We start from the raw sequence: 22,778 nt of genomic DNA on the forward strand, positions 1-22,778 counted from the left end.
CTCACATCCTGAAGAGCCCGAAACGCGTATCGTCGATCGGTGCGTTTAGCGTTGCGGAAAGCGAAAGTGCGAGCACATCACGGCTCTTGCGCGGATCGATGATACCGTCGTCCCATAGCCGTGCCGAGGCGTAGAGCGGATGGCTCTGCGCCTCGAAGCGATCGAGGATCGGTTGCTTGAATTGTGCCTCCTGCTCTTCCGTCCATGGTGTGCCTGCGCGTTCCAGCGCCTCGCCCCGAACCGTCGCCAGCACGCCTGCGGCCTGTTCGCCGCCCATGACCGAAATCCGGCTGTTCGGCCATGACCAAAGGAAACGCGGCGAGAAGGCGCGACCGGCCATGCCGTAATTGCCGGCGCCGAACGATCCGCCGACCAGCATGGTGATCTTCGGCACCTTGGTTGTCGCGACCGCCGTCACCAGCTTGGCGCCGTGCTTTGCTATGCCTTCCGTCTCGTATTTCCGCCCGACCATGAAACCGGTGATGTTCTGCAGGAAGACGAGCGGTATCTTTCGCTGCGAACACAGCTCGACGAAATGGGCGCCCTTCAGAGCAGATTCCGAAAACAACACGCCATTGTTGGCAATCAACCCCACCGGCATTCCGTGAACATGGGCAAACCCACAGACGAGCGTCGTGCCATACCGCGCCTTGAACTCGTCGAAACGCGAGCCATCGACGATGCGGGCAATGACCTCTCTTATATCGTAGGGCGTTCGCAGGTCCGCCGGAACGATCCCGGCTATGTCAGCCGGATCGTAAAGCGGTGCTTCCGCGGCCTGCATTTCGATCGATGGCCTCTTCGGTCGATTGAGCATGGAGACTGCCTGACGCGCCAGCGCCAGCGCATGGGCATCGTCGCGCGCCAGATGGTCGGCAACGCCGGAGAGCCGGGTATGCACATCGCCGCCACCCAGATCCTCCGCGGTGACGATCTCGCCCGTCGCTGCCTTCACCAGCGGCGGCCCGGCAAGGAAGATCGTTCCCTGGCCTTCGACGATGATGGTGTCGTCGGACATGGCAGGCACATAGGCGCCGCCCGCCGTACAGGAGCCCATCACGACAGCGATCTGCGGAATGCCCGATGCCGACATGTTGGCCTGGTTGTAGAAGATACGGCCGAAATGATCGCGATCCGGAAAAACCTCGTCCTGATTGGGCAGGTTCGCTCCACCGGAATCGACCAGATAGATGCAGGGCAGATTGTTCTCGGCCGCGATCTCCTGCGCCCTGAGATGCTTCTTGACCGTCATCGGATAGTAGGTGCCGCCTTTGACCGTGGCGTCGTTGCAGACGATCATGCATTCGCGGCCTCGGATGCGGCCGATACCGGTTATCAGGCCAGCGGCAGGAGCATCGTCGCCATACATTCCATGGGCGGCCGTCGTTCCAACTTCGAGGAACGGCGTGGCGGGATCGATCAAGGTGGCGATCCGGTCGCGCGGTAGCATCTTGCCGCGGGCAACATGTCGTTCGCGCGCCGTCGCACCGCCGCCATTCGCGGCCTGCAACGCCGCCTCCTCGACCACACGGATCGCTTCGATCATCCCCGCGCGATTGGCCTTGAAAGTCTCTGAACTGGTGGAAATCTGCGATTTGAGGACGGTCATCTATGCCGTTTCCGAAAAGAGTTCTCGCCCGATCAGCATGCGCCTGATTTCCGATGTGCCGGCGCCGATCTCATAGAGCTTGGCGTCGCGCAGCAGACGGCCGGCGGGATAGTCGTTGGTATAGCCATTGCCGCCCAGCGCCTGGATTGCCTCGAGCGCCATGCCGGTTGCATGCTCGGCGGCATAGAGGATGCAGCCTGCTGCGTCCTTTCGGGTCGCCTCACCACGATCACAGGCTGCGGCCACGGCGTAGACATAGGCGCGGGCCGCATTCATCGTCACATACATATCGGCAAGCTTGCCCTGCATCAGCTGGAATTCGCCGATTGCCTGGCCGAACTGCTTTCGCTCGTGCAGATAGGGAATGACCACGTCCATGCAGGCGGCCATGATGCCGAGCGGGCCGGCGGACAGCACCACGCGCTCATAATCGAGGCCGGACATCAGCACGCGTACACCGCCGCCGACGCTGCCAAGCACATTCTCCTCGGGCACCTCGCAATCACGAAAGACAAGCTCGCCGGTGTTGGAGCCGCGCATGCCGAGCTTGTCGAGCTTCTGGCCGGTCGAGAAGCCCTTGAAGCTTTTCTCGATCAGGAAGGCGGTGATGCCCCGCGGTCCGGCCTCCGGATCGGTCTTGGCATAGACGACCAGCACATCGGCATCAGGGCCGTTGGTGATCCACATCTTGCTGCCGTTCAGGACATATCGGTCACCGCGCTTTTCGGCGCGCAGCTTCATCGCGACGACATCCGAACCGGCCGCCGGCTCCGACATGGCGAGTGCTCCGACATGCTCGCCGGATATCAGCTTCGGTAGATAGCGTTTCTTTTGCTCATCCGACCCGTTTCGGCTGATCTGATTGACGCAGAGATTGGAATGGGCACCGTAGCTCAAGCCCACAGAGGCAGAGGCACGGCTGATCTCTTCCATCGCGACGCAATGGGCGAGATAGCCGAGGCCGGCGCCGCCATAAGCTTCAGGCGCGGTAATGCCGAGCAGGCCAAGAGCACCCATCTCCCGCCAGAGAGCCACCGGAAAGTTGTTTTCTCTATCGATAGAAGTTGCAAGCGGCGCAATGCGCTCGTCAGCAAAGCGACGAACACTTTCGCGCAATGCTTCAGTATCTTCCCCCAGAGCGAAGTTCAGTCCGCCTGAATACATTTCTCCTCCCTCCCCGTTCAGCCTCAGTCAGGCTGCATGCGGCATGCGTGGCTTCTTCTCCCTCGACGTTTCATATGCGTCCATGCGCTGCGAAACCTGCACCATGATATCTGGGACGACCGCCTCCTTGACCGGCCCGAAACCACGAAAGGATCGGGCAAAACTCCACGAAGGTTCTTAGCCGAGCAAGTTGGCGCAGCAGCCGCAAAATCCAAGAGCCGAACTCCCCTTTCTTCGGCCATCCATTCGGCTCTTTGCCTGCAAGCTGACGCGCATGTTTGCGGCTTGTTTGGTTTCTCCTCAAAAACCGATTGGATCGCCTTCGCAATCCTGACCACGTGCTTTTGATATTAGCACTCCTGAATGCTAACTTCCGAACGAAGACAGTCGTGCCCGCGCATGATTTATAAAGGAACATGCCCCGAAATGTTCCACTCTTTGCCGAAAATGATCCGACGACCGGCACGAATCATCCGCTCGGTCTTTTGTCGGCGGCCCGTCCCTCCCTTCGGAGAGGACACGGCAATGTGATTATCCGTCCGGAACAGTGCGCCGAGAGAGGCGTTACCGAAAAGGGTGAACCACCCCGCAAGCTGGAGGATAACGACATGATCAGAACGACGATTATTGCGGTGATGCTGGCTGGAGCAAGTGCTGTGCCGAGCTTCTCTGCAAGCATGGCAATGATGAAATGCGACAATGACTCGATGACGAAAGTGCAGTCGCAAGTGGACGCCATGACGGATGCCGCCAAGAAGAAGACGGCCATGAAGAGTTTGGCGATGGCCCAGACGGACATGAAGGCTCACAAGATGAAGTCCTGCGCCACCCATATGAACAATGCGATGAAATCGACGATGTAGGGCGGCGGCCCTTCGACAACGCAAGGCCCCGGGTCGAGCTTAGAAGCTCGACTTTCCCGTTAAAATCTCACGGCGTGGCGCGCTTCGGCTCGCCACGCCGTTCGCGTGATTGTAATATGTTTTCGCATGAGGATTCTGATCGTCGAGGACAACCGCGAACTGGCTTCCTGGCTCGGCAAGGCGCTGCGCCAGGCGCAGTATGCCGTCGATATAGCGCATGACGGCGAAGACGCGGAACACATGCTGAAAGTCGCCGCCTACGCCGTCGTCATTCTGGATCTGTCTCTGCCGAAACTCGATGGCCTGACCCTGCTGAAACGGCTGCGGCTGGGCGGCAACAAGGTGCCCATCATCATCCTGACGGCCAATGCCAGCCTCGATGGCCGTGTTGCCGGCCTTGACAGCGGTGCCGACGACTATCTCGCCAAACCTTTCGAAATTGCGGAACTGGAAGCCCGTATCCGGGCGCTCGTTCGTCGCGGCCATGACCGCGCAGCACCGGAGATCGCCATCGGCGATCTGGTCTTCGACGGAGGCACGCGGCAATTTTCTCTCGGCGGCGATACGCTGGCCCTGACGCCCCGGGAGCATGCCGTTCTTGAACACCTCATCATGAAGGTCGGCACGACAGTCACCAAGACAGCTCTTTCGGAGAGCGTCTTCGGCTTCGATGACGTCGCTGACCCGAGCGCGATTGAAATCTACGTACATCGGGTTCGCAAGAAGCTGGAGGGCAGCACGGTGCAGATCGCGACCCTCCGCGGCCTCGGATATCTGTTGCGCCATGCGCACTGAAGACACGGCAATTAGACGCGGGAAAATGAGCCGCGTCTTTCACAGGCTCCGCGAGAGCCTTCAGATCCAGTTGCTGGCATGGGTGCTTTTGACGCTGTTTGGCGCGATCTGCATCAATCTCTATCTCAGCTTCCGCTCGGCCGACATCACGGCCGATCTCGTCACCGACCATACGCTGCTCGCTTCAGCCCGCGTTATCGCGGAAGCCGTTCATGTCGACGCAGGCGGCACGGTCGCGGTCGATATTCCGCCCGCCGCACTGGAGATGTTCGATACGGGATATGGAGACCGGGTGTTCTATCAGGTGGTTACTGCATGGGGCAGCCTGGTGACCGGCTTTCCCGGCATGCCCCAGCCCAAGATCGAACAGACCGGCGAAGACGGCAATTTTCGCGGCGACCCGGTGCGCATGGTGATGCTCAACCATCCTGTCGTCGGCTTGCCGAATGATGGCGACATCTCGGTGACCGTCGCGGTGACGCGCAATGGCCAGCATGCTATGCGCCGCAGTCTCTGGCTGTCGGATTTCACCAAGCAACTCGTGCTGGTCCTGCTTGCCGGCCTGGTCACCATCATCGGCTTACAGCGGGGATTGGCACCTGTCCTGCGGCTGCGCGACGCGGTCCGCGATCGCGGCCGCGACAGGCTCGACCCCTTGCGGCCGGACATGGTCCAGAGCGAGCTTCGCCCGCTCGTCCATGCCCTCAACGACCATATGGAAAGGGTGCAGAACCAGATGGCTGCGCAGAGACGCTTCGTTTCCAACGCCGCCCATCAACTGCGCACGCCGCTCGCGTTGATTTCGACGCAGGCAAGCGTCGCCGCGCGCGAAGCGGACTCGGGCCGCAGGGACGAGGCTCTGCAAGCGCTACGCGGCAGCACCCGTCAGGTGACCCGCCTCGCGAGCCAGCTTCTCACGCTGTCGCGTGCCGAACACGGCGCGCGTCGGCCGCGCAATGACAGGATCGATCTTTCCGCCATCGCCCGTCAGATCCTGGAAAGTCACGCCGAGGAAGCGCTGAGGCGAAACCTCGACCTCGGCCTGGAGGCGGAAGAGCCTGTTTTCGTCGAAGGCGACGGCACAATGCTCCGCGAGATGCTGGTCAATCTGGTCGACAACGCGCTGCGCTATACGCAATCGGGCGGAACGGTCACGGCGAGCATTTCGAAGCAGGACGACGTTGCCATTCTCGGTGTCGAAGACAATGGTCCCGGCATTCCCGAAGCCGAGCGCGGTCAAGTCTTTGAGCGTTTTTACCGCATCATGGGCACCGAGCAGGAGGGCAGCGGTCTGGGCCTCGCCATCGTGCGCGAAGTTGTCGATAGCGCCGGAGGCTCGGTTGAGCTCGACGAAGCGGCGGGCGGCGGGCTCCGGGTGACGATACGGCTGCCGGCGGCGTAGGAGTCAGTCTCAAGGCAAAAAAGAAGGCCGGGTGGGGGCGCCCGGCCTTTTGAGTTTGCGGGAGGATTCTGTGTTTATTGAATGTCCATGTGCTGCTGCGGGCGCCATTTGGCGAGCCGGTTCTCGACAATGGTCATGATCGCTTCGGCAGCCAGCGTTACGATCATGACAAGGATGATCGCCGCATACATGCCGGCGGCATCGAAGGTTCCCTTGGCGATCGAGATCAACTGACCGATGCCGAAGCGCGCACCGACGAACTCGCCGACGATCGCACCGATGATGGCAAAGCCGAAGGAGACGTGCAGGCTGGCGAAGATCCAGCTCATGGCCGAGGGGACGATGACCGTGCGCGTCACCTGCCAGTTGGAGGCTCCGAGGATGCGGGCGTTGGCGATCATGTTGCGATCCGCCTCACGCACACCCTGGAAGGCGTTGGCGAAGACGACGAAGAAGACCATGATGAAGGCGAGCGCCACCTTGGAGGGCAGGCCGAGCCCCATGATCATGATGAAGATAGGCGCAAGCACGACGCGCGGGATCGAGTTGATCGCCTTGATATAGACCGAAAAGATATCCGACAGGAACCTGTTGCGGCCAAGACCGATGCCAACAAGGACGCCGGTGATCGAGCCGGCGAAGAAGCCGATCAACGCCTCTTCCATGGTGACCCACAGATTGTACCAGAGCGAGCCCTCGGTCGTACCTTCCGTCGCCCACTCATAGAGACGCTGCACGATGGCGCTCGGGCTCGAATAGAAGAACGGGTCGATCCACTGCAGATTGGAGGACAGTTCCCACAGGCCGATAACGATGACGAGGATCGCGATCTGCCAGAAGAGCACCAGATTCCTGCGACGCTGGATCGATTTCAGCGCCGCTGCTTCGATTTCCGCATCCGAGGTTCCGGTGCGGAACACGGGAGCCGTTCCGGCCTCAAGGGTTGTATGTGCCATGATCCTGTCCTCCCTTACGCCGCTTCGCTGGCGCGGCGATAGCTGGTCTCGACCTCTTCGCGAAGGTCGTCCCAGATGGTCTTGCAATAATCGATAAAGCTCTGCTCGTAGCGGATTTCCGAGACGACGCGCGGGCGCGGGAGATCGATCGGATAGACCGACTTGACCGTTGCCGGACCGGCGGTGAGAACGTAGACCTTGTCAGCAAGCGCCACGGCCTCTTCAAGATCGTGGGTGACGAAGACGACCGAAGCCTTGCGCTCTGCCCAGAGCTTCAGCAGCTCTTCATGCATGACGGTGCGGGTCTGGACGTCGAGCGCCGAGAAGGGCTCGTCCATCAACAGAATTTCCGGCTCGTTGATAAAGGTCTGTGCCAGCGAGACGCGCTTGCGCATGCCGCCCGAGAGCTGATGCGGATAGTGGTGCAGGAATTTCGAAAGACCGACGCGCGCGAGCCAATCCTTGGCCAGTCTCTCCGCTTCCGCCTTCGACTTGCCGCGAAAGAGCGGGCCGGCCATGACGTTGTCGATGACATTCTTCCATGGAAACAGCGCATCCGTCTGGAAGACGAAACCAACACGCGGATCGATGCCGCTGACCGGGCCGCCCATCAGGCGAACTTCGCCGGCGCTCGGGCGCGCAAGTCCCGTCACGAGATTGAGCGTGGTCGACTTGCCGCAACCGGTCGGACCGACAACGGCGACGAATTCGCCGCGCTCGACGGACATGTTGAAATCGCGCAGCGCCGTCAAAGACTTGCCTGTCGGCGATACGAAGCGGCGGCTGACATTGATCAGCTCGATTGCCGGTGTCCGGCCTTTATCCTGTTGCATCGTGATAACCTGAAGCGTGCTTTCAGCGGGCATGCACGCAAGGCCCGGGATCAATCTGAGCCGCTTCCGGCGGTTGGCCGGAAGCGGTGCGATGGACGCTTACTTGACGTTCTTGACGAATTCGGTCGTGTAGGTCTTCGAAAGGTCGATCTGCTTGCCCTTCACGTTCTTGGAGAACTCGGAGAGCACGGCGAGAACCGTCTTCGGGCCGTCTTCCGGCATGACGCCATCAGGCGTGAACATGCCCTTGCCTTCGTCCAGCGCCTTGATGTAGCCGTCCTTGTCGCCGACGTAGAAATCCTTCGGCATCTTGTCGGCGATCTCGGCGGCGGAATGCGTGTTGATGAACTTCAGCGTCTTCACGAAGGCATTGGCGAGCTTCTGCGATTCTTCCTTGTGGGCTTCGACCCAGGAGGTCTCGAGATAGAAGGAAGCCGCCGGATAGGTGCCGCCAAGTGCCTGGCGGGTTGCTTCAACGGTGCGCATATCAACGAGAACCTTAGCTTCGCCGGTTTTCAGCATGCGCGAGATCGTCGGCTCGGTGGTCATGCCGGCCTGGATCTGATCCTGCTGCATGGCGGCAATAAAAGTAGCGCCCGCGCCAACGGGAACGGTAACCACGTCACCCGGCTGCAGGCCAGCCTTCGAAGCCATGTAGAGCGTCAGGAAGTTGGTCGAGGAACCAAGGCCCGTAACGCCAAGGCTCTTGCCCTTGAAATCTGCGGGCGACTTGATTTCCGGATGCTTGCTCGAGACAAGCTCGACTTCGCCCGGAGCCTGGCTGAACTGGACGATGGATTCGACGAACTTGCCCTTGGCCTGCAGGTCGACGCAGTGATCATAGAAGCCGACGACGCCTTCCACGGCACCGGCAAGCAGCTGGTTTTCGGCGTCGACGCCGGCGGATTCGTTGAGGATCTCGACGTCGAGCCCCTCATCCTTGAAGTAACCGAGAGCTTCGGCAAGCTTGGCCGGCAGATAAATCTGCTTCTCATAGCCACCGACCATAATGGTGATTTTGTCGGCCGCGTGGGCGGTCGCGCCGAGCGAGGCGGCGGTCATGACGACGGAAAGGGCTACAGTATGAAAAAGAGCGCGTGACGAGCGCATAGGAAATCTCCTCCTGAGTTATGGTCCTCATCGCTTCCCGTCGCCCGACAGGCATCCGGCTTCCTCCGCGATGTTCTCTAAAGCTAGCACGCTAACCTTTCAGTCAGCTTTCAGCGCCAGGACTTTCCGAGAGAGCGGCGTCGCCCGTCGAATTTCACACGCAAAGGACGCAGCGGCATTTTCAATCCGTTGCAAAGCTTACGGATTATAAGATAGAGGCTTAGCCCCAATTGATGAGGCAACCTCCCTGACGAGTGGGTTTTTCACAATGCTTGTGCGAGTTGGGCAATCAGGAATTAAAGCACAAGTTTGTGGACGGACGTAGCTTTCTGGTGGAACGTCCGCAGCGCCGTGCTTGGACGGCCGGGGCTCGCTGTCCCCCCTTGCCGCTAGGCATGGCGAGCCCCGCAAAGATAGCAAAAAACGAATAAAAAAAGACCCGCTGTTCTTGGTTCAGCGGGCCAAAGACTCCAGCAACTTGTCCGGGCGCGGGCACGACCGGACAACGTGCATTAAGTGCCCCTAATATTACAGGGTCAAGACGTAAATTGAACCAATTTTGGACTTCGCTTATACAATCGGTGATAGATAACCCGTTTGTATCACCCCTAATCCGTTGACTTCGCTCCCCAAAGATGACGAAATTGTAAAGGTCATTGGCGTGCAATGAATGCCTTTCGATTGGCTTCATTTGTTGCTGCAGGCCAGGGGAGCTCAGAATGGAATGGATGCCGGTGAAATCATCACTCATCGAAGCAGTTCGCTACGACGATGAGGTGAAGCGGCTGGATGTGCACTTCATGAACGGCGAGGTACGCTATTTCGGTGTCGTGCCTGCGAAGGTGGTGAAAGAACTTGTGGCCGCGAAATCGCCGGGCCGCTTCTACATGGACGAGATTCGCCGAGTCTATCCGCGGCTCTGAAAACGAGCCAATCGCTCAGTCGAAATTGTGCCGACATACCACGGGTTATTGCGAGGCTACGCGGCTCGCAACTCAGTCCCCACGGAAGACAATCTCGCCTGCCCGGTATTTCGTTGCGGGTCGGCGTCGGTATTCAACCCGCAATGAAGCCGCCTGTCATCGCTCTGGCTGTTGAAAGTTTATACGGGTGAAGACTTTTAGTTGAAACTCGCCGCGTTTTATTACAGATTGTGCGATTAATGGGATTAAGTCCTTGCCTCTTTCCCGGGGGCACAGCGCAGGCGGGTTCATGCGTAGTTGCACCGTGCTGTTGTAAAACAAGGAGACGGCGCAGTGAGTGTAAAGCTACCCAATCCCATCGACGCCTATGTCGGTTCGCGCGTCCGGATGCGCCGCCTGATGCTCGGCATGAGCCAGGAACGACTGGCCGATCGCATCGGCGTAACATTCCAACAGGTCCAGAAATACGAAAAGGGCACCAATCGCATTGGCGCCAGCCGGTTGCAGACAATAGCCGCCGTGCTTGCCATACCGGTCAGTTTCTTCTTCCAGCAGGATAATTCGCAGGCTCTGACCACCGATGGCATCGGCGGCTTCGACGGCCTGGAAGATCTGTCTGAATTCCTGACATCCAAGGAAGGTCTCGGCCTCAACAAGGCCTTCATGAAGATCACCGATCCGAGCGTCCGCCAGTCTGTCCTCATGCTCGTGCAGTCGTTGGCGAACGCGTCGTCTGCGGAATCCGCTCTGCCCCATAGCCAACTTTCGGCTGACTTGTCTGTCGGTCTGCGCAACTAGACCGACGCAGTTCCCATGAGCCGACGTTCATGCCGGCCGTAATTCCTTGATTTTCTGACGACTATCCCCTTGTTTGGCGCTCTGGAATTGAAAAATGCGAGCGCCAACGCAATCCATACCTGTGTCACGCCTCCTGTCACGCGCCAGCCCACACGACATGGGCTATAGTCCCTTCAGGAAGCACCTTGAGAGAAGGTGCACCTGATCGAAGATCGGAAGCAGGCTGCTCTTTGAGGGAAGTGCAGCGCTCCGGTCGCTACAATAACAAGGCAAGGGGCAGACAATGACAGCAATATTTCCGATCGAACCGACGAGCCACGATTCCGACTCGTTAAAGGAACTCGCTTCGATCGCGCGCCTGATTACCTACGCACGCCAGAGCGCCAAGGGCTTGAACGCGGATTTTCCCGTCTGGTGCCTGGATCTTGCACTCAGCGCCGTTCTTCAGGAAATGTACGCAAACGGCCTACAGCAGCCGGTTTTTGAAGAAGTCTTGGAAACAAACGTCTCCATGCCCAGGCACTGACAGTTCCATCGAATTTTTTCTCTGGTGGGGGCCGGAGAAAAACATATGCCGGCATGATCCGATGGGATCATGCCGGCATGTTCATTTGAGGTGGGGGCTTATTGTACCAGCATGCTCATCGCCCCGGACGAACGCCGTTGAGAAAGACATCTATGCAGCGTCGCAGGTGCCTGCTCCGCGTTTCTCTATCAGGCCAATAGTTGGCGTGCCCGGATGGGCCGACCATCGCGGCAAAGATCATGTCCATCAACATGCGGGCGGCGCTCAGCGTATCGTCGATATCGATCTTGCCCTCGGACCGCTGTATCGTCAGCCAGTCGGCGAGAATCTGGCGTGACTCATCAACGCCATATGTCTGCAAGGCTTCGCTGATTTCGGGAAATTGCTGTGCGTCCAGTATCAGCGCCTGAATGAAAGGCCAACGCTCGCGTTCGGCCTCCTCATCGATATCGATCATGAAAATCTCTGCGAGCTCTTCAGCAATCGGCATATCCGCACCCGGCGCACGCGGGAGCGCCAGCATGCTTTGGCGGTGAACGGCCATCACAGCGACGAAAAGTTCAAGTTTACTAGCAAAGAGTTGATAGAGCGTCTGCTTGGAAATCTTGCAGCGCGAAGCAACAAGGTCCATTGTCGTTCCGCCGTATCCCAACGTTTCGAAGGTTCTTTGCGCTTCCGCGATGATTTTCATTCGCTTAGCGGTATCGCTAGCAGCTTTCGGACGGCCCCGGGGTCGTCGCACTGGCGGAGAGGATGCGCCTTCAGCTATGAGTTTTTGCCGACGCTCCATTGATCTTTCCGAACCTTAAACCGATTGACATTTGCCCCAACACACATATTTTCTGTACTCCATCGTACAATAATTAGCATCCTGGGAAATAGCAACGTGGAAAAGCTCGCCTCAACCTCTCAAGCTCTCGGTCGGTTCCGCGAGGTCTCGTTCGACGGGCATCGGGTTCGCGGATACAGGCTTGGTCTCCTTGCCATGGGCATCGCTGCCACGGTGCTGCTCGCAGGCTGCAATGAACAGAAGGCCTCGCAGAACAATGCGCCGGCCGTGAAGACAGAAGTCAGCGCCGTGACATTGCATCCGCGCTCGGTCGCAATCACCGCCGAGCTGCCGGGCCGCACCTCCGCCTATCTGGTCGCCGAAGTCCGGCCGCAGGTCGGCGGCATTATCCGCCAACGCAATTTCCAGGAAGGCAGCGAGGTCAAGGAAGGCGACGTTCTCTACGAAATCGATCCTTCCGCCTATCAGGCCGCCTATGACAGTGCCCAGGCGGCGCTGACGAAGGCGCAGGGTGCGGTTCCAAGCGCCCAGGCAAAGCTTGATCGCTACAAGGGCCTCAGCGCACAGAACGCGGTCAGCCAGCAGGATTTCGACGACGCCAATTCGACGCTGATCCAGGCACAGGCGGATGTCGCCTCCGCCAAGGCCGCGCTGGAGACAGCCCGGATCAACCTCGACTACACCAAGATTCGTGCGCCGATTTCCGGCCGCGTCGATGCCTCGACCGTCACCGTTGGCGCGCTGGTGACGGCGGATCAGACGACAGCCCTGACGACGATCCGCAAGCTGGACCCGATGAATGTCGACGTTACGCAGTCCAGCACCAACCTCCTGAAGTTCCGTCGCGCAGTGGACGAGGGGCGCCTGAAGACCAGCGGCGACAACGTCTCGGTGCGTCTGACCCTCGAAGACGGCTCGACCTTCGATCAGGTCGGCAAGCTCGAGTTTCTTGAATCCGCGGTTGCCGAGGCGGTCGGCACCGTGTCGGTGCGCGTCGTATTCCCGAACCCGCAACGGATCCTGCTGCCCGGCATGTATGTTCGCGCAACGTTGCAGGAAGGTGTTGCCGAAAACAGCTTCCTCGTTCCGCAGCGCGCGGTCACGAGAAACACCAAGGGCGAGCCGACGGCAATGTTCGTCACCGCAGACGGCAAGGTGCAGCAGCGCGTGCTCGCCGTACAGCGCAGCGTCGGCAACAGCTGGCTTGTTGCTGACGGCATCAAGGATGGCGATCGCGTCATCGTCGAAGGCACCCAGCGCATCCGTGACGGCCAGGACGTCACTGTCGCTTCCGTGACCATCGACGACGCCAGTGGCGAGTTGAAGCAGGCTGATGCTGGCGACAGCGCCAAGCCGCAGACCGGTGGCGCAGACAAGAGCGTCATCACCGGCTCGACGAAGTGAGGTAGATCGATGTCGCGTTTTTTCATCGACAGGCCGATCTTTGCCTGGGTTATAGCCATTATCATCATGCTGGCCGGCGCGTTGTCGATTACGACGCTATCGATCTCGCAGTATCCCCAGATTGCACCGACCACAGTGCGTATCAGCGCCACCTATTCAGGTGCGGACGCGCAGACCGTCGAAAACTCGGTGACCAAGGTCATCGAGCAGGGCATGACCGGTATCGACAACCTCGACTACATGGCCGCGACTTCGACATCGACCGGCCAGGCATCGATCTCGCTCACCTTCAACAACAAGGCAAACCCCGACGTTGCCCAGATGCAGGTGCAGAACAAGCTGCAGCTGGTTACCGCGCAATTGCCTCAAATTGTCCAGAACACGGGTATCGTCGTTTCGAAGTCGACTTCGAACTTCCTGATGGTTATCGGTTTCGTGTCGACCGACGGCAAGCTCAGCAGCAACGACCTTGCGGACTATGTCAACAGCACGCTCAACGACACGCTGAAGCGCGTGCCAGGTGTCGGTGACACGCAGCTGTTCGGCGCCGGGTATGCAATGCGTATCTGGGTCGACCCCGACAAGCTTGCGAAATACCAGCTGATGACGTCAGATGTCGTTGGCGCAGTGGAAGCCCAGAACACGCAGGTTTCCGCGGGCCAGCTCGGCGCTCTTCCGCAGGTAAAAGGTCAGCAGCTGAATGCGACGGTGACGGCCAAGAGCCGCCTGCAGACGCCGGAGCAGTTTGAAAACATCATCCTGAAGAGCCAGCCCGATGGCGCGCTCGTCCGGTTGAACGACGTGGCCCGTGTCGAGCTGGGTGCCGACAGCTACACCAGCTCGAGCGCCTACAACAACCAGCCTTCGGCCGGTCTCGCCATCAACCTTGCATCGGGCGCAAACGCGATCGATACGGCCGAGGCGGTGGAAAACACCATCAACAGCCTGAAGCAGACGCTGCCGCCCAATGTTGAGGTCGTCTATCCCTACGATACGACACCCTTCGTCAAGCTCTCGATCGAGGACGTGGTCAAGACGCTGTTCGAAGCAATCGTGCTGGTCTTCATCGTCATGTTCGTGTTCCTGCAGAACATTCGCGCGACGCTGATCCCGACGCTCGCCGTTCCGATCGTTCTGCTCGGCACGTTCGGCGTGTTGTCCTTCTTCGGATATTCGATCAACACGCTGACAATGTTCGGCATGGTGCTCGCGATCGGTCTTCTCGTCGACGATGCGATCGTTGTTGTCGAGAACGTTGAGCGCGTCATGGAGGAAGAAGATCTCTCGCCTCGCGAGGCGACGATCAAATCCATGGAAGAAATCACCGGCGCCCTGATCGGTATCGCCACCGTTCTGTCCGCCGTCTTCATTCCAATGGCCTTCTTCTCCGGCTCGGTCGGCGTTATCTATCGCCAGTTCTCGGTGACCATCGTCTCGGCCATGATCCTGTCGGTCGTGGTGGCCTTGATCCTGACGCCGGCGCTCTGCGCGACGATCCTGAAGAAGCCGAAGCATGGCGCCAAGGAACGCGGCGTCTTCGGTTGGTTCAACCGCAATTTCGATCGCGGTACCCGCGGATATCAGCGGTCCGTCCGCGGCATCATCAGGTTCACGCCGGTCTTCCTTATTATCTTCGTTCTGATTGCAGGTGCTGTCGGCTATCTCTTCAACAAGCTACCGACCTCGTTCCTGCCCGATGAAGACCAGGGCATTCTGCTCACCAGCGTGCAGCTGCCGCCAGGCGCCACCGACTATCGAACGAAGCAGATTCTGGCGCAGGTGAGAAACTACTATCTCGAAAAAGAGAAGCCCTATGTAGACGCCGTCTTCACCGTTGCCGGCTTCGGCTTCAACGGACAGGGCCAAAACGTAGGGATCGCCTTCATCAAGCTGAAGGACTTTGCTCAGCGGCCGACGAAGGAAGGGAAGGCGCAGGCGATCGCCAGCCGCGCCATGGGGGCGTTCTCCAAGATCAAGGATGGTAGCGTATTTGCGCTTGCCCCGCCGGCAATTCCCGGCTTCGGCAGCTCGTCAGGTTTCGACTTCTTCATCAAGGACATTAACGGCGCGGGCCATGACCAGCTCATTGCTGCCCGCAATATTCTGCTCGGAGCCGCCGGCAAGGATCCCAAGCTTTTCGGCACCCGTCCAAACGGGCAGGAAGACACGCCACAATACTCAGTTGAGATCGACCAGGAAAAGGCGAGCGCGCTCAACATCAACCTCGCCGACATCGACTCCACCCTGTCGACGGCCTGGGGCGGCACCTATGTCAACGACTTCATCGATCGCGGGCGCGTGAAGAAGGTCTATGTCCAGGCCGATTCCAAATTCCGCATGCAGCCGGAGGATTTCGATCGCTGGTATGTCCGGAACTCCAGCGGCGACATGGTGCCGTTCTCAGCCTTCGCGACCGGCAAATGGACCTATGGCTCGCCGCGCCTCGAACGCTATAACGGCTCCTCCGCAGTCGAAATCCAGGGCGCGGCAGCTCCCGGCGTTTCATCGGGCGACGCCATGAACGAGATCGACCAGATCATGGCCAAGCTGCCTCCGGGCTTCAGCCATGAATGGACGAGCTTGTCCGCACAGGAAAAGCTTTCGGGCAACCAGGCGACGCAGCTCTATGCGATCTCGATCCTCGTGGTCTTCCTTGCGCTGGCAGCCCTCTATGAAAGCTGGTCGATCCCGCTCGCCGTCATGCTCTCGGTTCCGATCGGTATCTTCGGCGCCTTGGCAGCGGCAACCCTGTTCGGCCAGTCGAATGACGTTTACTTCAAGGTCGGCCTGCTCACGACAATCGGTCTGGCTGCGAAGAACGCCATTCTGATCGTGGAATTTGCGATCGATCAGCAGAAGACCGGCAAGCCGCTGATCGAAGCGACGCTGGAGGCGGCAAGGCAGCGTCTGCGCCCGATCCTCATGACCTCCCTCGCCTTCATCCTCGGCGTTCTGCCGTTGGCGATCGCCAATGGCGCCGGCTCCGGCAGCCAGAACTCGATCGGTATCGGCGTCATGGGCGGCATGATCTCGGCGACCGTGCTCGGCGTGTTCTTCATACCGTTGCTCTTCGTCAGCGTCCGCCGCATCTTCAAGGGCAAGTTGCCGGAAGAGAAGCAGCCTGACGTTCCCGAAGGGGCAAGCGAAGCGGCCCAATAGTCGCTGCTGACATCAAAGGCGCCACGGCTTTTGCAAGAGAGCCGTGGCGTTTGCTTTGCGAAATAGATATGAAGGCTGGATACCTGTCCGGATGCCCGAAAGATCGGCGCTCGGCAGGCGCCGGGGGAGGGCAGCATGATCAAGGCATTGATGATCGAGGCGGAGAACGTTACCCGCTTTCACGAGGTGGAAGAAGCGCCGCTCGGGAACGGCCAAGTCCGGGTGAGCGTTCGCCATATCGGCCTCTGCGGCAGCGACCTCAATACATTCAAAGGCCTCAATCCGCTGGTGAAGCTTCCGCGCATCCCCGGCCACGAAATCGGCGGCGAAATCCTTGAAGTCGGCGCAGGCGTCGATGCGGCCTATCAGCCCGGAAAGCGCGTCATCGTTCTGCCCTATACCAACTGCGGCAAATGCACCTCTTGCCGCAAAGGCCGATTGAACGCCTGCCGCTATAACAAGACGCTCGGCGTTCAGCAGGATGGCGGCCTGGCGGAGGAAATCGTTCTGCCGGCGGAAAAGCTCATCCTGAACGATACTCTGCCTGCGCATCGCCTTGCTCTTGTCGAACCACTCTCCGTCGGCTTCCACGCGGTCGAGCGTGGCCGGGTTTCACGCGGCGACCGCGTTGTCGTGCTCGGTTGCGGCATGATCGGCATGGGCGTGCTGATTGCTGCGGTCGCGCGAGGCGCCGAGGTGATTGCCGTCGATCTCAGCGAAGAAAAACGTGCTCTCGCTAAGACCTTCGGTGCGGTCGAAACGATCGATGCCGGCAATGAAGATGTGGTGGCAAGGGTCAGCGAGCTTACGGGTGACGACGGCGTCGATGTCGCCTTCGAAGCCGTCGGCCTGCCCGCGACCTTCACGCAGGCGATCGATCTGGCCTGCTTCGGTGGGCGTGTCGTCTATGTTGGCTATTCCAAGGCACCGGTGACTTACCAGACGCAGTTCTTCAATTTGAAAGAGCTCGATATCATGGGTTCACGCAACGCCGTCATGCAGGATTTCCGCGACGTCATCAGCCATCTCGAGACGATCGGCGACCAGGCCGATGCGCTGATCTCCAAGATCGTGCCGTTTGACGAAGCGGAAGGCGCCCTTCCCTATTGGGACGGCAACCGCAATGCGCTGAAGATCATCATCGAGCGTAGCGTCTAAGACAGGGGATGGAACAAACCTCCTGAAGAGCTGAAAAGATCAGACAGTTCTTGCACCGTTGACAGAGCGCGACCGGACCTCGATCCGGTCGCTGTCGTCTTCTCTTGGTGCTTCCTCCTAAAGGGTCTCTTGCGGACCCTAGACGAGGAACGTCCGATCCATAAGGATGTCCCTGGAATTCACGCCGGGATCATGAAAGGTGATCGAACAACCCCAGTGGCAAGGCGCTAGAGCCTTATGATTTACTCTTGCCGGCCGATGGGACAACGGTGTTGCGGGCAGTTCGAGAACTCTTTGGCAGGGATGCCGCCTCTTCTCTTGGCGATGCCGATTTAGCGATCTGTGCCACAGGTTTCTTCTTGGTTCGTTTTCGATCGACCTTCGCCTCGATGCGTTCGGCTTGCTTGTGCAGGCTCTTGCTGAGCGCGCGCAGCTCGTTCTCATCGAGATTTTCGACGCCGATGAATTTGTTTTGCGCCTTGCTGGTGAGGATGAGTTCGTCAAGTTTCGTCTGGATCGCCTTGCTGTCGCGGTTCTGCGAATTCTGAAGGACGAAAACCATCAGAAAGGTCACGATGGTGGTCGCTGTATTGACCACGAGCTGCCAGGTTTCGGAATAGCCGAAGAACGGGCCAGAAATGGCCCACAGGATAATAACAATGAAGGCAATGCCGAAGGTTACGGGCTTGCCCGCACCTTCTGCGACGGCAGTGGAAAAGATCGTGAAGATATGGTTCAGCTTCATGGCCCCCGGGTCGCTATCCGCTTCAACGTTACAATTGAAAATTAGAAAGGTCGCAACGCTTTCAAGGGCGCTGCGACCGTAACGTTCAACTTCAAGCGACCTTCTTCTGTGCAGCGGAATTCACCGCTGATTTTGCCAGACTTGTCAGCGCCATATCGGTCTCGGATTCCTCCTGGAGGGTTGCGTCCAGAAGCTTGGCGGCATTCTTCATCCCGAGCTTTTCCGCCCAGGCCTTCAATGTTCCATAGCGGGTGATCTCGTAATGCTCGACGGCCTGTGCCGAAGAGATGAGGCCGGCGTCGAGTGCCGCGGTGCCCTTGAATTCCTCGATGATTTCCTCTCCTTCGGCAATAATGCCTTGGATGGCTTCGCAGGTCTTGCCCTGTGCCCGCTTGCCGATGATCTCGAAGACTTCCTGCAGCCGGTCGACATGGCCTTCCGTCTGCTCGCGATGTTTTTCGAAAGCGGCGCGCAGTTCCGGTGCCTTTGCAGCGCGTGCCATTTTCGGCAGGGCTTTCAGGATCTGCCGCTCGGCATAGTAGATATCCTTCAGTGTGTCATGGAAAAGGTCGTCCAGCGTCTTCTCGGCCATAGGTTCAACTCCTCGTTTGGCGTTCTACGCGCTCCCCAGGACCTGCAAACGTCTTGTTCATGCGAATGTTCCGGCCCAACGGGCTGCCTAGAGCCAAGTGTCCGGATGGCGGGATTGTCGGCGAACCACTTCCCTTCTTTCTGCCGCCAGGGAAGCGTCTAGAGGACACCCCAGCCGCGATAACGCCCTCTGCCGGTCATTTCCCGTACGCCGAGTTCACCAACGAGATTGAGGGCTCCACGGGCCGTCACATTGACATGCCGAGCGACCATATTCACCGATACGATCGGTCGCGACAGGATGAGTTCGATCACGCCGGGCAGCTTGCTGTTCGAGCGCCGGTCCTTCATTCGCCGCTCCATCTGGCTCCTGGCAAGCGAGAGCCGGTCGAGCTCCTTCAAGCCGGCATCAGCCGCCTGTGTCATGGCATCCAGGAAGGCCAGCAGGCGAAGCGTACCATCGCGGGACCGGCGGCGTTCGTGACGGATCGACTTCAAGCCGACATTGAGACTGAAGAGATGGGAGGTGACCTTTCCGCGGCTGCGCAGATAGGCGCTGACGAGCAGGCTGCCCATCCAGTGCTGCCGGCGCAGCGGCTCGATCCGTTCCCAGGCATCGAAAAGCATGGCGGCACCGAGAGATGGCGGTAAAGCATCCGCATCGCGGATTACGTTTCGCCATGCCTGAAGCCGTTCTTCCTCGTCCCATTCTTCATCATGGACCAGCCCCAGCGGATCGACGTCCGTGGCAGCCGAGCGACTTTCTGAGATGCCGGCGCCTGCCTCGAGAGCGCGTTCGGACCGAGCAAGAATGGCGTCGATCTCGGCAAATTCAGCGGCGAGAGAATCTTCCTCTTCGTCCTCATCGCCGATTTCGCCTGCATCTTCGGCTGTCTGCAAAGAGGGAGGACGTGGCACGACGACATCGTCCGCACCCTCCGCCCCGCCCCGTATCGCCGCAATTCCGGCCGGACTGATGCCCCAGGCCGGTTCGGCATTCCAGAGGCGGCGGCGCGCCCGCAGGACAGCGTGGGCGATGGTCAACTCATGGGTCGGGGCACGCGCATCCATATGGGCGTCATGCAGCACCAGATCCTCGACATGGACGAGTTCGCCGCCGACCCAGAGCGCCGCAACAGAATCGAAGAAATGACCGCGCTCCTTAAATCCATCGGCGACAGCGTGTCTCAACACACGTTCATCAAGCCGCGCCAGCATGTCCTCCGCCTGGCTTAAGGCAGGCAGAAGTTCGGATAGCGGGAGGTCGCTGAGATCGTATCGCATTGGAATCACTTCACGGAAATCGTCATGCGGAACCTATCAGCAAAGTTCGCTTCACGACAGTTTCGTGGACGGTTCGAAAAGTGCTTGACCTTCCAGTTACTAGAAGGTTCATAAGAGCTGCCAACTGCTCTTGCGAGCATCTGGAGCCTGATATGACATTGCATGAAGAACATGATCACACGCATCATCATCATCGCGACCATGGTGGTCATCACAGCCATGGTAATGACGCGATAATCCGCGACCCCGTCTGCGGCATGACCGTCGATCCCCGTGCCGGCAAGCCCACGCTGGATTACAACGGCCGTACCTATCATTTCTGCAGCGACAGCTGCCGCGGAAAATTCGAGGCAACGCCGCAGGACTACCTGACCGCCAAGGACCCGGTCTGCGGCATGAATGTCGATCGTTCGACAGCGCGGCATTTCTTGACGCACGAGGGCGAGAAGTTCTATTTCTGCTCCGACGGCTGCAAAGTGAAATTCGAAGCCAATCCCGATGCCTATCGCAGCGGCCAGCCGGCAGCGAAGCCGATGCCGAAGGGCACGCTCTATACCTGCCCGATGCACCCGGAAGTCATCCGCGAGAAACCGGGCGATTGTCCGAAATGCGGCATGGCGCTGGAGCCGATGGGAGTTTCCGCAGCCGACGAAGGCCCCAACCCGGAACTCGTCGATTTCACGCGCCGCCTCTGGATCAGCGCTGCCTTGTCGATCCCCCTGCTCATTCTCAGCATGGGACCGATGCTCGGCCTGCCTTTGCGCGAGGCGATCGGCAAGACCACCGCGACATGGATCGAATTCATCCTCGCAACGCCTGTTGTCATCTGGGCGGCCCAGCCTTTCTTCCGCCGCGCCTGGAACTCGCTGGTCAACCGCAGTCCGAACATGTGGACTTTGATCGGGCTCGGCGTTGGAACGGCTTATATCTACAGCGTGGTCGCGACGCTGGCGCCGGATATCTTTCCGATGAGCATCCGTGGCCATGGCGAGGCCGTTCCGGTCTATTTCGAGGCGGCATCCGTCATTGTTGCACTGGTTTTCGTCGGCCAGGTTCTGGAGCTGAAGGCACGCGAACGCACCGGCTCGGCGATCCGCGCCCTTCTCGACCTTGCTCCCAAAACGACACGGCTTATCCATGCCGACGGCAGCGAAACGGACATCCCGGTCGATGACGTCAGGACAGGCGACCGGCTGCGCATCCGGCCGGGCGAGCGCGTCCCCGTGGATGGCTCGGTTACAGAAGGTCAATCGACGGTCGATGAAACGATGATTACGGGCGAGCCCCTCCCGGTCGAGAAGAGCAAGGGCGATGCCCTGACTGCCGGGACAATCAACCGAAACGGCGGGCTTATCATGATCGCCGAGAAAGTCGGTGCCGACACCATGCTGTCGCGGATCGTCGACATGGTCGCCAAGGCACAGCGGTCCCGTGCACCCATCCAGGGCATGGTCGATCGTGTGTCGGCAGTCTTCGTGCCTGCCGTCGTTCTTGCCGCCATCATAGCCTTTGCAATCTGGGCTTTCGTCGGCCCGGAACCGCGGCTGGCGCATGCGCTGCTTGCAGCCGTTGCCGTCCTCATCATCGCCTGCCCTTGTGCGCTCGGCCTTGCCACGCCGATGTCGATCATGATCGCGACGGGCCGCGGCGCGCATGCCGGCGTGCTCATCCGGGATGCCGAGGCGCTGGAGCGCTTTGCCAAGGTGGATACATTGATCGTCGACAAGACGGGGACGCTGACCGAAGGCAAGCCAAGGCTCACCGATGTGCTTGCCGTGAACGGCATGGACGAGAACCGTCTGCTGTCGCTGGCCGCCAGCCTCGAGCGCGGCTCGGAACATCCACTGGCCGAGGCGATCGTCGCTGGCGCCGAGGAGCGCCGTGCCGTGCTCGGCGACATCTCAGGCTTCGAGGCCATAACCGGCAAGGGTGTCCGTGGCCTGTCCGGCGATACTGCTGTTGCGCTCGGCAACAGCGCAATGATGGCCGATCTTGATATCGATGTCGCCTCGCTGGATGCGGAAACCGCAGCTCTGCGCACCGACGGCAAGACCGTCATGTTCGTCGCGCTCGGCGGAAAGCTGGCCGGATTGATCGCGGTCGCGGACCAGATCAAACCCACGACGGCGCAGGCGATCAGGGCGCTGCATGCAAGCGGACTGAAAATCATCATGGCAACAGGCGACAATGCGGTCACTGCTGCTGCCGTCGCCAGGAGCCTTGGCATCGATGAGGTCCGTGCCGATATATTGCCCGAAGGCAAGAAAGCGTTGGTCGATGAACTCCGCGCCCGCGGTGCGGTCGTCGCCATGGCCGGAGACGGCATCAACGACGCGCCGGCGCTCGCTTCCGCCGATGTCGGCATTGCCATGGGCACTGGCGCCGATGTCGCGATGGAAAGCGCCGGCATCACGCTCGTCAAGGGCGATCTGAACGGTATCGTCCGCGCGCGTCATCTGTCTGAGGCGACGATCCGCAACATCAAGCAAAACCTCGGCTTCGCCTTCGGATACAACGCGCTCGGCATACCCCTCGCGGCCGGCATTCTCTACCCGGTCTTCGGCCTGTTGCTGTCGCCGATGATCGCGGCTGCAGCCATGAGCCTGTCGTCGGTTTCGGTCATCGGCAACGCTCTACGGCTGCGGCGGGAAGAGCTATAGGAGAACGA

At 59.7% G+C, this 22,778-nt stretch carries 19 protein-coding genes; 10 read left to right on the forward strand and 9 right to left on the reverse strand.

Annotation, left to right across the window (positions count from 1 at the left end; genetic code table 11):
- Position 1: 1 nt before the first annotated feature.
- Entirely contained in the window at positions 2 to 1,609 is a 1,608-nt protein-coding gene (locus EV561_RS22220; protein WP_132524503.1) for a carboxyl transferase domain-containing protein, read from the reverse strand.
- Positions 1,610 to 2,773 carry an isovaleryl-CoA dehydrogenase gene (locus EV561_RS22225; RefSeq protein WP_132524504.1) on the reverse strand — a complete coding sequence of 388 codons (1,164 nt, stop codon included), beginning with the start codon at positions 2,771 to 2,773 and terminating at the stop codon, positions 1,610 to 1,612.
- Between the two features lie 608 nt (positions 2,774 to 3,381).
- Here EV561_RS22225 and EV561_RS22230 point away from each other — a divergent pair.
- From EV561_RS22230 to EV561_RS22240, 3 genes are all read left to right on the forward strand, one after another.
- On the forward strand, positions 3,382 to 3,636 hold the full coding sequence (locus EV561_RS22230; protein ID WP_132524505.1) for a hypothetical protein: 255 nt from the start codon (positions 3,382 to 3,384) through the stop codon (positions 3,634 to 3,636).
- Positions 3,637 to 3,762: 126 nt separating this feature from the next.
- Positions 3,763 to 4,431: a response regulator gene (locus tag EV561_RS22235; RefSeq protein ID WP_132524506.1), complete on the forward strand. Its 669-nt coding sequence runs from the start codon at positions 3,763 to 3,765 to the stop codon at positions 4,429 to 4,431.
- On the forward strand, positions 4,421 to 5,833 hold the full coding sequence (locus EV561_RS22240) for a sensor histidine kinase (RefSeq protein WP_132524507.1): 1,413 nt from the start codon (positions 4,421 to 4,423) through the stop codon (positions 5,831 to 5,833). The genes EV561_RS22235 and EV561_RS22240 overlap by 11 nt, the downstream gene beginning before the upstream one ends.
- A 74-nt stretch (positions 5,834 to 5,907) precedes the next feature.
- Here the strand turns inward: EV561_RS22240 and EV561_RS22245 are convergent, their stop codons facing one another.
- The 3 genes from EV561_RS22245 to EV561_RS22255 all read right to left on the reverse strand — a co-directional run bounded on the left by EV561_RS22245 (position 5,908) and on the right by EV561_RS22255 (position 8,732).
- Positions 5,908 to 6,789 (reverse strand): ABC transporter permease, encoded by an 882-nt coding sequence (locus EV561_RS22245; protein ID WP_132524508.1) that lies wholly within the window; start codon positions 6,787 to 6,789, stop codon positions 5,908 to 5,910.
- Positions 6,790 to 6,803: 14 nt separating this feature from the next.
- Positions 6,804 to 7,622, reverse strand: coding sequence for an ABC transporter ATP-binding protein (locus tag EV561_RS22250; RefSeq protein WP_132524509.1), 819 nt, complete (start codon positions 7,620 to 7,622; stop codon positions 6,804 to 6,806).
- Between the two features lie 99 nt (positions 7,623 to 7,721).
- Positions 7,722 to 8,732 carry an ABC transporter substrate-binding protein gene (locus EV561_RS22255; RefSeq protein WP_132524510.1) on the reverse strand — a complete coding sequence of 337 codons (1,011 nt, stop codon included), beginning with the start codon at positions 8,730 to 8,732 and terminating at the stop codon, positions 7,722 to 7,724.
- Positions 8,733 to 9,451: 719 nt separating this feature from the next.
- On the opposite strand from EV561_RS22255, the gene EV561_RS22260 reads away from it, so the two are divergent.
- From EV561_RS22260 to EV561_RS22270, 3 genes are all read left to right on the forward strand, one after another.
- On the forward strand, positions 9,452 to 9,655 hold the full coding sequence (locus tag EV561_RS22260; protein ID WP_132524511.1) for a KTSC domain-containing protein: 204 nt from the start codon (positions 9,452 to 9,454) through the stop codon (positions 9,653 to 9,655).
- 333 nt (positions 9,656 to 9,988) lie between these two features.
- Positions 9,989 to 10,453: a helix-turn-helix transcriptional regulator gene (locus tag EV561_RS22265; RefSeq protein WP_132524512.1), complete on the forward strand. Its 465-nt coding sequence runs from the start codon at positions 9,989 to 9,991 to the stop codon at positions 10,451 to 10,453.
- 283 nt (positions 10,454 to 10,736) lie between these two features.
- On the forward strand, positions 10,737 to 10,979 hold the full coding sequence (locus tag EV561_RS22270) for a hypothetical protein (protein WP_132524513.1): 243 nt from the start codon (positions 10,737 to 10,739) through the stop codon (positions 10,977 to 10,979).
- A gap of 115 nt (positions 10,980 to 11,094) precedes the next feature.
- On the opposite strand, the gene EV561_RS22275 is transcribed toward EV561_RS22270, so the two are convergent.
- Positions 11,095 to 11,769 (reverse strand): TetR/AcrR family transcriptional regulator, encoded by a 675-nt coding sequence (locus EV561_RS22275; RefSeq protein WP_132524514.1) that lies wholly within the window; start codon positions 11,767 to 11,769, stop codon positions 11,095 to 11,097.
- A 195-nt stretch (positions 11,770 to 11,964) separates the two neighbouring features.
- Here EV561_RS22275 and EV561_RS22280 point away from each other — a divergent pair, with 195 nt between their 5' ends.
- The 3 genes from EV561_RS22280 (at position 11,965) to EV561_RS22290 (ending at position 17,490) form a co-directional block, all read left to right on the forward strand.
- Complete coding sequence (locus tag EV561_RS22280; protein ID WP_132524629.1) at positions 11,965 to 13,173, forward strand: efflux RND transporter periplasmic adaptor subunit; 1,209 nt, start codon at positions 11,965 to 11,967, stop codon at positions 13,171 to 13,173.
- Between the two features lie 9 nt (positions 13,174 to 13,182).
- A complete protein-coding gene (locus EV561_RS22285) occupies positions 13,183 to 16,332 on the forward strand; it encodes an efflux RND transporter permease subunit (protein ID WP_132524515.1) in 3,150 nt (1,049 codons plus the stop codon).
- Positions 16,333 to 16,467: 135 nt separating this feature from the next.
- Positions 16,468 to 17,490 (forward strand): zinc-binding alcohol dehydrogenase family protein, encoded by a 1,023-nt coding sequence (locus tag EV561_RS22290; protein ID WP_132524516.1) that lies wholly within the window; start codon positions 16,468 to 16,470, stop codon positions 17,488 to 17,490.
- Between the two features lie 235 nt (positions 17,491 to 17,725).
- On the opposite strand, the gene EV561_RS22295 is transcribed toward EV561_RS22290, so the two are convergent.
- The 3 genes from EV561_RS22295 to EV561_RS22305 all read right to left on the reverse strand — a co-directional run bounded on the left by EV561_RS22295 (position 17,726) and on the right by EV561_RS22305 (position 20,110).
- Positions 17,726 to 18,235: a low affinity iron permease family protein gene (locus EV561_RS22295; RefSeq protein ID WP_132524517.1), complete on the reverse strand. Its 510-nt coding sequence runs from the start codon at positions 18,233 to 18,235 to the stop codon at positions 17,726 to 17,728.
- Between the two features lie 91 nt (positions 18,236 to 18,326).
- Positions 18,327 to 18,827: a ferritin-like domain-containing protein gene (locus EV561_RS22300; protein ID WP_132524518.1), complete on the reverse strand. Its 501-nt coding sequence runs from the start codon at positions 18,825 to 18,827 to the stop codon at positions 18,327 to 18,329.
- 158 nt (positions 18,828 to 18,985) lie between these two features.
- Complete coding sequence (locus tag EV561_RS22305) at positions 18,986 to 20,110, reverse strand: RHE_PE00001 family protein (RefSeq protein ID WP_132524519.1); 1,125 nt, start codon at positions 20,108 to 20,110, stop codon at positions 18,986 to 18,988.
- A 152-nt stretch (positions 20,111 to 20,262) separates the two neighbouring features.
- Between EV561_RS22305 and EV561_RS22310 the strand changes: the two genes are divergently transcribed.
- Complete coding sequence (locus EV561_RS22310; RefSeq protein WP_132524521.1) at positions 20,263 to 22,770, forward strand: heavy metal translocating P-type ATPase; 2,508 nt, start codon at positions 20,263 to 20,265, stop codon at positions 22,768 to 22,770.
- Positions 22,771 to 22,778 lie beyond the last annotated feature (8 nt).

The sequence above is a fragment of the Rhizobium sp. BK376 genome (assembly GCF_004341625.1).
Taxonomy (GTDB): domain Bacteria; phylum Pseudomonadota; class Alphaproteobacteria; order Rhizobiales; family Rhizobiaceae; genus Rhizobium.